Source organism: Lacinutrix cladophorae (assembly GCF_053604645.1).
Window position 1 is genome coordinate 1 of the sequence record NZ_JBSHNR010000070.1, and the last position, 12741, is coordinate 12741.

A 12741-nucleotide genomic window follows, 5' to 3' on the forward strand; every position below is an offset into this window, starting at 1 on the left:
CGCTAGATGCAACAGGGGAGGCAGTAATTAATATCCCAGGAGTTACTACGGACCAAACGATTAGTTTAACGCAGGTTACTAATCCAACAACGAGTTGTTCGGGAGTACTAACAAGCAGCGAAACAGTTAACGTATTTGCAAACCCAAGTATACTATCATTAGCAAGTAATTCTGTTGTTTGTGAAGGAGATGAAGCTATTTTTACCATAACAGGGACTTTGGGAGACGAGGTTTTTTATAATATTAATGGAGGGCCTTTACAGCAAGCATTAATAGGGAATTCTGGAACTGTAAACATCAGTATAGTTGGTGTAGTAAATAATCAAACTATAGTTTTAGATAGTGTAATGAATTCTTCAACCACTTGTTCTAGTCTATTAGTTAATACAGAAACAGTAAGTGTTATACCTCTAGTAAATGCTTCTTTTGAAATGAATCCTAATTGTAATGGGGCAACACCAATTATAAATGGAACTACAGGAGGTGTTTTTGCATTCAACATTAATCCTGGAGATGGTGCTGTTATTGATAGCGTTTCAGGAGAAGTGACTAATGCAGTTTCAAATGCAACTTACTCTATAATTTATACTGTAAATGGAATGTGTAATTCCGATTTTAAAATAGAAAGTTTCACTGTTTTTCCTTATCCTAATGTTCATTTAGAAGATGAATTTATTTTATGTTTAGACGCAGAAGGAAATATTATTAATCAACCAATAATAGATACAGGTTTGTCTTTGAGTGATTATTCTTTTGAGTGGATAAAAATGAGTAACCCTTCAATTGTTTTAGGAACTAATTCGTACTATCAACCAGAGGTAGCAGGTACATATAGTGTTTTAGTAACTAACAATAATACGACTTGTTCAACCCTATTAGGTGATTTTAATACAATTGCAACAGTAACCAAAAGTATTGCTCCGAGTGGATTAAATGTTATAATCACTTCTGAAACATTCGAAGATAATAATATAATAGAGGTTAGTGTCAATGAAGAGTTAGGAATTATTTATGAGTTTAGTTTAGATGGAGGTATCTTTCAAAATAATGGAACAAACTCTTTAACATTTTATAATGTAACCTCTGGAACACATCTTATAACAGCTAGAGATGTATCTGGTTGTGATGAAGTAAGTGAGACTGTATTTATAATAGATTACCCATTATTTTTCACACCTAATAATGATGGCTATAATGATACATGGCAAATTACTGGGTTAAATAATCAGTTGGAAGCTACGGTTTATATTTATGATAGGTATGGTAAATTATTAAGGCAAATAAATGCAAATAGTACAGGTTGGGATGGAACTTTGAAAGGACAGCCATTACCTTCAAGTGATTATTGGTTTACTTTAGAATATAGAGATCCAAATAATATATTAGACTCTACCAAGAGAGTTTATAAATCCCACTTTACATTAAAACGATAATTTTTAAAAAGTAAGTCTATTTTGTTCTCTTTCAGATAGATTGAAATTTTAAATAGAAAGCACAAGGAATAATAAATAGTTTTTATTTTAATTTCAAGAGAAGTACATTTATTATTTTCATAAATTTTAACTAAATTAATGCTAATTTTTTCTTAATTTTCAAGATTGATTAATTATATCCATTATAAAATCAATACTATATACCTCATTATAAAATTTTTAGATATGTATTTTAATAATAAATTAAAACCATTTTTAGTTTTTTCACTGTTTTTTATTTGTTCTTTTACTCAGTTATGGAGTCAAATAGTAGCTATAGATGATGTTCTAGTTGGAAGTGCTGATAACACTAGTGAAACAACAGCTATATCTGGTAGGTTTTATGAAAATGATTTGTTTAATGGTTCATACATAACACAGCCAACAATAGCAGATTATATTATTACAGAAACAGTTCCAGACCCAACAGGCTCAGTAAGTTTTCATCCAACTATTCCTGGATTAATTAATATTGCTGCAAATACAGTAGCTGGTATCTATTATATAACCTATGAAATTTGTGAAGCTGCAGACACCACTAATTGTGATGATGCTGTAATAGAGGTTAGGGTAAACGAGGCTTCAGCCATCACTGCAGGAGCAGGATCTGGGCAAATTGAAATTTCTAGTGATAGCTTTAATGTAAACTCAAGTGGAGGTGTAGCCATAACAAATGGCGGTTGTGTAGATTTAAATACAGGAATGATAAATCCAATAACTCTTTCTGCTGAATATACAGATTTAGGAGACACTAGTTCTTATAGGGTAGAGGCAATTCAATTTAATCCACCTTTTAGTTTAGTTGATAATAGTTCAGCTTCTACCAATTTAACGACAGATGATAATTGGAGTAATGTAATTAATTTTAATTTTGATTTTGATTTTTATGGGCAAACGTATCAGGATTGTGTTATTTCAACTAACGGAGCTGTTAGTTTTGATTTAACAAATGCTAATGCTTTTCATTATTGGACGCCAGGTGCAGGACAAACAATTCCTAATAATACGGATGCTGCTTTAAGGGATGGTAATATTTTTGGTGCAGTTCATGATATAGACCCTAGTGTAGGACCTGCTTCCGCATTTAGTATATGGTATAAGGTAGAAGGAGTAGCTCCGTTTAGAGCATTTGTTTTTACTTTTAATAATCCTGCTCATTTTGGTTGTAATACTTTAAGAACTACGCAACAGATTGTTTTTTATGAAACAACTAATATTATAGAAACCTATATATATCAAAAGCCTAGTTGTGCTACTTGGGCAGGAGGACGGGCAGCAATTGGTGTTCAGAATAATGACGGGACTATAGGTACATCTCCTCCTGGGAGAAATACAGGAGTTTGGGATGTAGTAATGCCAGAAGCATGGCGTTTTACTCCTGATGGAGTATCTACAACTACTTTTGAATGGTTAGACGAAAGTGGAGCTGTAATTGGCACAGGTCCAGATATCAATTTATCGCCAAGTGAAACAACAACTTATATAGCAAGACTTACTTATACAAATGCTATAACTGGAGCTACTACTTCTTCTATTCGACCTATTACTATTAATGTCCCTCCAACTCCAGTAGTTACTTTAACAACTAATGCTTCTTCAGGATGTTCAGGAGGAGATGCTGTGTTTATTATAACTGGAGAAGAAGGAGATGAAGTTACTTATAATATTAATGGAGATCCTTCTCAAGTAGTAACTTTAGATGCGACAGGAGTGGAGACAATCACAATATCTGGTATCACAACAGACCAAACTGTTACTTTAGAATCTGTTACAAATGTTAATTCTGTTTGTGGAGGACCTTTTACACAAACAGAAACTGTTACAATAAGCTCGAGTCCTGTGGTAAATTTATCAAGTAACACTTCTACTTGTTCTGGAGGAAATGCTGAATTTACAATAACAGGAACAGCAGGAGATGTCGTAGATTATACAGGAGTTGTAGGTTCGCCAGCAAGCCCAGTAACATTAGATGCCACTGGTACAGCTTTGGTAACAGTAAGTGGGGTTACTACAAATCAAACAATTACATTAACGAACGTAAATAATCCTACTACAGGATGTAGTGGAACATTAACTGAAACTGAAACAGTTACAATAAGCGCAAGTCCAACAGTAAATTTAACAAGTAACACTTCTACTTGTTCTGGTGGAAATGCGGAATTTACAATAACAGGAACAGCAGGAGATGTCGTAGATTATACAGGAGTTGTAGGTTCGCCAGCAAGCCCTGTAACATTAGATGCATCTGGTACAGTTTTGATTACGGTAGCTGGAGCGACTGCTAATCAAACTATTACATTAACAAATGTAAATAATCCAACTACGGGATGTAGTGGAGCATTAACAGAAACAGAAACAGTTACAATCAACGCAAGTCCAACAGTAAACTTAACGAGTAACACTTCTACTTGTTCTGGTGGAAATGCGGAGTTTACAATAACAGGAACTGCAGGAGATGTTGTAGATTATACAGGAGTTGTAGGTTCACCGGTTAGCCCTGTAACATTAGATGCATCTGGTACAGCTTTAGTTACTGTTACAGGAGTAACTACAAATCAAACAATAACTTTAACAAGTATTAATAATCCAAGTACAGGTTGTGGTGGTACATTGTCAGAAACAGAAACAGTAACAATAAGTGCTAACCCAACGGTTAGTCTAACGAGTAATACATCTACTTGCTCTGGCGGAAATGCAGAGTTTACTATAACAGGAACAGCTGGAGATATCTTAGATTACTCAGGAGTTGTAGGTTCGCCAGCGAGTCCAGTTACATTGGATGCTTCAGGTATAGCTTTAGTAACTGTGGCTGGAGTAACTACAGATCAAACTATTACATTAAATAGCGTGAGTAATCCTACTACAGGATGTAGTGGATCATTAACAGAAACTGAAACGGTTACAATAAATGCAAATCCAACAGTTACTTTAACGAGTAATACTTCTATTTGCTCGGGGGGAGATGCGGAGTTTACTATAACAGGAACAGCAGGAGATATTGTAGATTATACAGGAGTTGTAGGTTCACCAGCAAGTCCAGTGACGTTAGATGCTTCTGGAGTTGCATTAATTACTGTATCGGGAGTAACTACAGATCAAACTATTACATTGGTTAGTGTAAACAATCCAAGTACAGGTTGTAGTGGAGCATTAACAGACACCGAGAATGTTATCGTAAATGCAAATCCAACAGTTACTTTAACGAGTAATAATTCTACTTGTTCAGGAGGAAACGCAGAGTTTACTATAACAGGTGCTGTAGGCTATGTAGTGGATTATGCAGGAGTAGCAGGTATGCCAGCGAGTCCAGTAACCATAGGAGCTTCGGGTACTGTTTTAATTTCAATAACAGGAGTAACGACAGATCAAACAATGACATTAACGAATGTAAACAATCCAAGCACAGGTTGTAACGAGGTTTTAACAGATTCGGAAACAGTAACGATAAGTGCAAATCCAACAGTTACTTTAACAAGTAACACTTCTACTTGTTCAGGAGGAGATGCTGAGTTTACAATTGCAGGAACAGCAGGGGATGTAGTAGATTATACAGGAGTTGTTGGTTCCCCAGCAAGCCCAATAACATTAGGAGCTTCTGGTGTTGCTTTGGTAACAGTAGCAGGAGTCACTACAAATCAAACAATAACATTAACTAACGTGAATAATCCAACTACTGGTTGTGGTGGGGCATTAACGGATAGTGAAACGGTAACTATAAATGCTAACCCTACTATAGTGTCTTTAACAAGTGGTAATTCAAGTGTTTGTTCAGGAGATGATGCTGAGTTTACAATAACAGGAACGGCAGGTGATGAAGTTGCTTATACTGGAGTTTCAGGTTCGCCAGCAAGTCCTGTAATACTAGATGCCTCAGGTGTAGCAACAATAACTGTTGTTGGAATAACAACAAATCAAACAATAACGTTAACTAATGTAACTAATACTACGACTACTTGCTCTAGTTTATTAACAGATTCTGAAACAGTTACTATTATTGCAGCACCTACAATTGTATCTTTAACAAGTAATACGAGTGTTTGTTCTGGAGATGATGCCGAGTTCACTATAACTGGAACAGCAGGGGATGTTGTTGATTATTCTGGAGTTGTAGGTTCACCAGCAAGTCCTGTAACACTAGATGCTTCAGGTGAAGCATTAGTAACTGTAGCTGGAATAACAACAGATCAAACAATGACATTAGTGGCTGTAACAAATACAACTACTTCTTGTTCTAGTGTGTTATCTAATAATGAAACGGTTTCCATAATAACACCTCCAACAGTTAGTTTGGTAAGTAATGGTAGTGTTTGTTATGGAGAAGATGCAGTATTTACTATAACAGGAACAGCAGGCGATATAATAGATTATAATGGTGTTGTAGGTATGCCTGCAAGTCCAGTTACTTTAGATGCTTCTGGAGAAGTTATAATTACAGTAACAGGAGCAATTACAGATCAAACAATATCATTAACAAATGTTAACAGTCCAAGTACTGGGTGTAGTGGGGTATTAACTGATAGTGAAACGGTAACAATAAATGCTAATCCAACGATACTTTCTTTAACAACCAACACGGATATATGTTCAGGTAGTGATGCCGTATTTACTATAACAGGTACAGCAGGAGATGTAGTTGATTATGTAGGTGTTGTGGGGTCGCCTGTTAGTCCTATAACATTAGATGCTTCTGGTCTAGGAAATGTAACTGTAGTAGGTGCAACAACAGATCAAACGATTATGTTAACTAATGTCACAAATCCAACTACAACTTGTTCTAGTGCTTTATCTGATACAGCAACAATAACTGTTAATACTAATCCAACTATAATATCATTAACAAGTAATACTAGTGTTTGTTCAGGAGATGATGCAGAGTTTACTATTACTGGAACAGCAGGAGATGTTGTGAGTTATTCAGGAGTAACTGGTTCGCCAGCTAGTCCATTAACACTAGATGCATCTGGTATAGCTCTAGTTACGGTAACTGGGGTTACAGTAGATCAAACAATTTCATTGTCGGCTGTTACTAACCCAGCTACTACTTGTTCTAGTGTGTTAACAGATGTTGAAACAGTAACAATAATTGCGCCACCAACAGTTGGTTTATCAAGCAATGGTAATACTTGTTCAGGAGATGATGCTATATTTACAATAACAGGAACAGCAGGAGATATAATCGATTATACAGGAGTAGTTGGTATTCCAGCAAGTCCAGTAACATTAGATGCAGCAGGAGAAGCAATAGTAAGAGTAATTGGAGTGACTACAGATCAAACAATTTCTTTAACAAATGCTAATAGTCCAAGTACAGGTTGTAGTGGTACTTTGTCTGAAACAGCAACAGTGATTGTAAACCCAAATCCTTCAATAATATCGTTGAGTAGTAATTTTATTATTTGCTCAGGAGAAGATGCAGAGTTTACTATAACAGGTACAGCAGGCGATGTAGTTGATTATTCAGGAGTTGTTGGTTCTCCAGCAAGTCCAGTAACTTTAAATGCTTCAGGGGAAGCTCTTGTGATTGTATCAGGAGCAACAACAAATCAAACAATTACTTTAAGTAATGTAACAAATCCTTTAACGACTTGTGATACTGCATTAACAGATACAGAAACGGTAGTTGTTACTCCATTAGAAGACGCTAGGTTTAGTATGACTCCAAATTGTTCAGGAGGAACAGCTTCTGTATTGGGGACTTCAGGAGGGGTTTTTATATTTGATGTTGACCCTGCAGATGGTTCAGTAATTGATAGTGCTACAGGAGAAGTTACAAATGCTATTCCTGGAGCTTCTTATACTATTTTATATACCACGCCGGGAGCATGTCAGGATTCTCAAGTAGTAACATTTACTGTTAACCCAAGACCAATTGTAGATCTTCAAGATTCATTTATATTATGCATTGATAATGATGGTAATATTGTTAACAATCCAATTATTGATTCAGGTTTGTCTATATTAGATTATTCTTTTGAGTGGACAGAAGCTAGTAATCCAACGACTATTTTAGGTACAAATTCTTTTTATGAGCCGACTATAGCTGGAACTTATAGTGTATTTATAACAAATAGTAGTACAGGTTGTGTAACTGTTGTTGGAGATCCTGATACAATATCTGTAGTAACAAATAGTATCCCGCCAACTGGTTTAGAAGCTGTTATTGTTTCAGAAACATTTGCAAGTGATAATGTTATTCAAGTTAGTGTAGATGATATTTCTGGAGCAAATTATGAATTTAGTATTGATAATGGTTCCTTTCAAAGTAACGGAACAAATGTATATACATTTAATAATGTAACAGCAGGACTGCATACATTAACAGTAAGAGATGCCGACGGTTGTGGGGAGGATAGCACTACAATAGTAGTAGTAGATTATCCATTATTCTTTACACCAAATAATGATGGACATAATGATACCTGGCGAATTTCAGGTATTAATTCGGATGCTGTAATTTATATTTTTGATAGATATGGAAAATTAATAAAACAATTAAGTCCTACAAGTATTGGTTGGGATGGTACGTTTAATGGTCAGCCTTTGCCTTCTAGTGATTACTGGTTTTCTTTAGAATATAAAGACCCTAATGACTTAGAAGATACAAGTGTTAAAGAGTTTAGAGCGCACTTTACTTTGAAGCGATAAATAGTTCTAGTGAATAGCCAAAAAAGATGTAATAGTATAAAAAAATATCTTTTTCCATTTTTATTTGTTTTACCATTTACTTTTTGTTTTGGTCAACAAAGTGGAGGTGCTTCGACTTGTAATATTGCAGAACCAATTTGTAGTTCTTCAGAATTAACTTTTTTAAATACATCCAATGGTTCTGTAGCAGAAATTGGTCCAGATTATGGCTGTCTTTCCACACAGCCAAATCCAGCTTGGTTTTTTCTTCAAATTGGAAATTCTGGGAATATTTATTTGAATATTTACCAGACTAATGATTTACTTGGAACTCCAAATTTAGATGTAGATTTCATTATATATGGCCCTTTTTTAGATGTTTTAGATGCTTGCAACTCTGGATTGTCAAGTGCAAATATTGTGGATTGTAGTTATTCTCCAAGCGGAATTGAAAATGCGGAGATTGAAGGTGCAGTATCTGGTGAGTTTTACATGCTTCTTGTTACTAATTTTTCTGGAGACTCCGGAGTTATTACCATTAATCAAAGTTCTGGAACCGGATCGACTAATTGTGCTATTCTTGAAGGCTTAGTTGCGTGTGATGGAGATCCTTTAGAGTTAAGTGCTCAAACGACTGGAGCTGAAACTTATTTTTGGTACGAAGAAGATCCTATAAACCCTGGTTCTTATTTGCTTATTCCTAGTGAAAATGATCAAGTATATTATCCTATTGAAACCAATAACTATAAGGCAGAGGTGTTTGATATAGATGGAGGGTTGCTAAATGTATTTGAATTTAGTGTTACGTTTTTAGATGTGCCTGTTATTTCCAGTATTATAGAACCGTATATTATTTGTGATAATCTAAATGAAAACGATGGTGTTGGTCAATTTGAACTAGATTCTTGGAACGAAGAAGTACTTGATGGTTTAGATGCAAATACTTTTTCTGTTTCGTATTTTTCCAATGAAATAGATGCCATTTCCTTAGAAAATCAGTTGCCAAATATTTATATAAATAGTTCGGTTAATGAAACTGTTTTTGTAAGAATCGATAATACAAATTCAGTTTTAACAGCTTGTTATGCTATTGAGACTTTAGATTTATTGGTTTTATTGAAGCCTCAGTTTACTCTAGAAGATTTTTATTTGTGTACTTTTACAAATGGAACGGAAGCAATTAATGACCCAATAATGGATACAGGTTTATCTACAATGGATTATCTTTTTGAGTGGACAGAAAACAATAATCCCAATTTGGTTTTGGGTACAGACTCTTTTTACGTTCCAACTCAAGCAGGAATTTATAGTGTATTGGTAACAAATCGTTTAACAGGTTGTGCAACAACCATAGATAACCCTAATACGGTTTCTGTGATAACCGAAAGTTCTCCTCCAGATAATCTTACAGCTACTGTAGTTTCTGATGCTTTTAGTACTACAAATAGTATTGAAGCAAACGCTATAAGTGACAATAATACTATTTATGAGTTTAGTTTAGATAATGGACCTTTTCAATCTAATGGAACAAATACATTTGTTTTTACGGATGTTGCATATGGAAATCATACGATAATTGCTAGAGACATAAATGGGTGCGGAGAAATCTCTGTTTCGGTTTTAGTTATAGATTATCCATTAATTTTCACACCAAATAACGATGGAATTAATGATACTTGGCAAATTTTTGGGTTAGATAATAAAATGGAAGCTAAAATTTATGTTTTTGATAGGTTTGGTAAATTATTAAAGCAATTAAACCCTAATACAATCGGATGGGATGGTACCTTTAAAGGAAAACCATTACCAGCAAGCGATTATTGGTTTTCTATTGAATATGTAGAACCTAATAATTTAGAAAATTCGAGAAGAAAAGAATTTATTGCGCATTTTACCTTAAAAAGGTAAAATGTAATAACAAAATAAAAAAAAACTGAACATAAAATGTTCAGTTTTTTTATAAAAATAGTATTAAAGATTATAAGTTAAAACTAACAGACATAGTAATATTTGCGTTTTTGCTATCTAAATTTGTAGTATCTGTTAAACCAACTTGGTACAATTGATAATTAGTTTCTCTTTGCCATTGATCAAAAGTTAAATCAAGTTTTAGTTTTCCAAAATTATATCCTAAACCTAAAGAATAACCTGTTAAATCGCCGACGGTCTTTTCATCTTTGTATGGGCTTTCTTCTAATCTGTAACCTCCGCGTAAACTGAATTGTTTTATTTTATATTCGCCACCAATTTTATAGGTTGCAGCAGCGGTTAAACTTTCGTTTATAGTATTATTCTGGTAAGAAAAGTACGTGTCAGAAGTTGGTCTAAATTTAGTATTGCCATACTCTTTTATAGAGTAATCAAAACTTAATAAGCCACGTGTTCCAAATACATAAGCTAAACTTCCTGTTAATTTCCCTGGAGTTTGTAATTTATATTGTTCATATATGTTAATGACTCTAGGGTTAATATTCGCATTGGTAAAGGTGGTTTCGTCTTCTAAAGTAATGCCATCATAACTTAACGTTTTGATAGATTGACTGGTTTCATCTTCAATGGTATACCAAGTTGGTGTATCATAAGATAAACCAACTCTTAGGTTATCTGCAATTTTTAAAATACCACCAAGTTGTAAAGAAACTCCAGACCCAATAGTTTTTAAATTGTTTTGAAAACCAACCTCATTAATTAAAGAGCCTGTATTGTTATTTTCTTCAAATAAGTATGTGGAGCGTTCGTAGTTTATAAAATGTGTATTTAAGTTTACGCCTAAAAATAAGTTTTCTCCATATTGAGTAGAAGCGTTAATTGTAAATTTACCGTTATAACCAGTAGCAGCATATGTATATTCTTGATTGTATTCTCCATCTGCAATATTGGAGGTGTAAATAGTGTTTGCGTCTTCATTAATTTCAGGTTCTAAAATATAAGATTCATAACCTAAAAAAGCCTGTTGGTTTTGGTTTCCAAAGTTAATACCAATATCGCTATAGGCATCTGCATACGATTCTCCTTGAAAAGCAGAGATTTCATCTAACCTTAACCCGTTAGCATTTTCTAAAAAATAATTACCAATGGAGTTGTTATTATTTGTGCCATGAGCAAACCAATCATTATTATAATCTTCAATTTTATTATAGCTAATTCCTAATGTGAATTTTTTCCATTTAGAATCAAGATTTCTATTTTCAAAAACAAAAGCCGCACCAATTTGATTTAAATCTATGTTAGAGTCTGAAGCATTATCCTTTCCATTAAAATATTGCGAATCTGTTTTATTGTTTTGATTAGAAAGCGATATTGAAATGTGGCTATCGTTAAATACCGAAGATCCTGCTGGGTTAATAGTTATTGCACTCATATCTCCTCCAAGAGCTCCAAAGGCTCCACTTAAACCTCTATATCTTGCAGTTCCTTGCACATCATCTTTAGCATAACGTAATGCGTCTGTAATGTCTTGTGCGTAAGATAATGACATAGATATAAAACTTATGCACAGTAAGATTTCTTTTTTCATATGTAAATAATTTAATTAGTATAAATAAAACGAGCTAACACCTCTGTATAGAATGGTTAGTTAGCTCGTTAGTATTTTTTTTTTTTTGATTTGAATTTTATCTTCTTCTACTCGAAGAACTACTTCTGCTAGAACTACTTCTACTCGAGGAGCTGCTTCTGCTTGAAGAAGATCTAGATATAGAACTGTTTCTATTTGTTGAAGATCTTGGTGTTGAATACGAGTTATTTCTTGGTGTTGTTCTATTTGTGTTGGTTCTAGGGCTTCTTGTAGTAGTAGTTTTAACTCTACGTTTTGTAGTTGTAGAAGTATTTGTTCTTGGTCTAGTCGAATTTTGAGTTGTTGTTGTATTACCTCGTCTTGTCGTTGTTGTACCAACTCTAGATCTAGTTGTGTTACTTCTATTTATCGTGCTATTTCTTCTATTAATAGCATTGTATCTGCTTAAAGTGTTTCCGCGTCTTGAGTTGTGATATGCAACGCTATTTCTACCGTAGTAATGGTGATTACCGTAGTTATTCCAATATGGAGAGTTGTAATATCCTCCATAGCCATAAAATCCACCATAATAAGGAGATCCCCAAAAAGGATCATAAAATCCTGAATATCCCCAGCCCCAGCCAGTATTCCAGTAAGGAGAATATCCGTATCCATATGGTCTATACCAATTATTATAACCGAAGGCACCAAAATTAGAATAGACGTTAATAGTTACATCATTTGTGTCTTGTCCCCAACCTGCGTATGATTCTTGTTCTGTATTATCTTGCTCAACATAGTTACCTTCGTAGGAATCAATATCTGTAAAAACAGCATTTTCATCCGTTATATAATCATATTCAGTAGATTTTTCTTTAAAATAGTTTTGATAGTAAACGCTATTGTCATTTTGCGCTACATCATTTTGTTCTACAGTTTTTTCACTTGAACCATAAATGCCATCATTATCTTCGCTAACATATTGTGAAGAGCCACAAGAACTCACTACAAATGCAATAGCTAATACTGCTAAAAATGGTATTTGGGTTTTGGTATAATTTTTAAATTGCATATCTATTAAGATTTTATTGTTGAACAATACAAAAATAGTTAGTTTTGCTGAACTATTTCATTATTTAACATAGTCAC

5 protein-coding genes are annotated in these 12741 nt (G+C 34.0%); 3 read left to right on the plus strand and 2 right to left on the minus strand.

Annotation, left to right across the window (positions count from 1 at the left end; all coding sequences use genetic code 11):
* The 3 genes from ACVC3Y_RS00770 to ACVC3Y_RS00780 form a co-directional block, all read left to right on the plus strand.
* Nucleotides 1–1433, plus strand: a 1433-nt coding sequence (locus ACVC3Y_RS00770; RefSeq protein WP_452225828.1) for a T9SS type B sorting domain-containing protein, incomplete at its 5' end; no start/stop codon positions are given.
* A gap of 225 nt (nt 1434–1658) precedes the next feature.
* Nucleotides 1659–8117, plus strand: coding sequence for a T9SS type B sorting domain-containing protein (locus ACVC3Y_RS00775; protein WP_452225829.1), 6459 nt, complete (start codon nt 1659–1661; stop codon nt 8115–8117).
* Between the two features lie 9 nt (nt 8118–8126).
* Entirely contained in the window at nt 8127–10004 is a 1878-nt protein-coding gene (locus tag ACVC3Y_RS00780) for a T9SS type B sorting domain-containing protein (protein WP_452225830.1), read from the plus strand.
* A gap of 70 nt (nt 10005–10074) precedes the next feature.
* On the opposite strand, the gene ACVC3Y_RS00785 is transcribed toward ACVC3Y_RS00780, so the two are convergent.
* Both ACVC3Y_RS00785 and ACVC3Y_RS00790 read right to left on the minus strand, forming a co-directional pair.
* Nucleotides 10075–11574 carry an OmpP1/FadL family transporter gene (locus ACVC3Y_RS00785; protein ID WP_452225831.1) on the minus strand — a complete coding sequence of 500 codons (1500 nt, stop codon included), beginning with the start codon at nt 11572–11574 and terminating at the stop codon, nt 10075–10077.
* 136 nt (nt 11575–11710) lie between these two features.
* Entirely contained in the window at nt 11711–12664 is a 954-nt protein-coding gene (locus ACVC3Y_RS00790; RefSeq protein ID WP_303424698.1) for a hypothetical protein, read from the minus strand.
* Nucleotides 12665–12741: the final 77 nt, after the last annotated feature.